Here is a 251-nt window from a genome sequence, read left to right on the forward strand (position 1 = left end):
GGCGATCCCCCACTTCGACAAGCCGTTTTCGATGCGACTCGCAAATCTGCCGGACCACCCGCCCGGACGATGTATCGCCGCGCGCCTGTCCGACAGCCGCATCGCCTTGCAATGCCAGAACGTCCGCGAACTCGACCACTTCGACGAAGAACTGCTGCACGCGCTGCTTTCCACGGCCATACTCACGTTTGTGATCGGCTTGATCGGCGCGAGCGTGATCGGTATCTCGGCGATGCGGCGGCTCGATGCAG

General features: G+C 62.9%; 1 pseudogene. It reads left to right on the forward strand.

The window, feature by feature from the left end:
- Positions 1-31: 31 nt before the first annotated feature.
- Positions 32-251 (forward strand): annotated as a pseudogene (locus SB764_RS42960) (sensor histidine kinase); the annotation flags it as partial.

The organism is Paraburkholderia sp. SIMBA_027 (assembly GCF_046535315.1).
Lineage (GTDB): Bacteria > Pseudomonadota > Gammaproteobacteria > Burkholderiales > Burkholderiaceae > Paraburkholderia > Paraburkholderia tropica.